Annotated in this window: 1 pseudogene; it reads left to right on the top strand. The window is 66.8% G+C overall.

What is annotated here, in order from left to right:
* A pseudogene (locus EXE52_RS18345) lies at positions 1-506 on the top strand (hypothetical protein); the annotation flags it as partial.

Consider the following 506-nt stretch of genomic DNA (forward strand, 5'->3'; position numbering starts at 1 on the left):
CGGCGGCCGTGCCCGGCGGCATGGCCACGATTCCCGATGGGAACGTCGACGAGGACATTCCGGACGGCGAAACACTCGCGCTGTCGGCGAGTGAACTGGAGGGCAGCGTGCTTGCGAGTGACCACGCCGACTCCCTAGAGGTCAGCCTGACGACGGCGGACCACGCGTCGACGGTGATGGACGGCGACACGGCGTCGGTCACAGGCGACGGGATGGCAGTCGTGCTGCGGGACGATACCGAATCGGCCGGTCGTGAAGTCGCTCTCGACGCCGGGAAGCTGCGGGAGGCGCTCGGCTACCGGCCACGAGCGATTCACGGAACGCACGAGGACGGCAGCGAGTGGACGGCGAGCGCGGAGTACGTCGACGGCTACCTCGTGTTCGACGTTCCTCACTTCTCGGACAACACGGTCACGTTCAGTGGTCACGTCGACGTGTCGATGAACTCGGCGACGTCGGGAACGACTGCCACGTGGCAGTTGTCGGACTACGACGCCGCCTCTGAC

Source organism: Halorubrum sp. CGM4_25_10-8A (assembly GCF_005435025.1).
Taxonomy (GTDB): Archaea; Halobacteriota; Halobacteria; order Halobacteriales; family Haloferacaceae; genus Halorubrum; species Halorubrum ezzemoulense.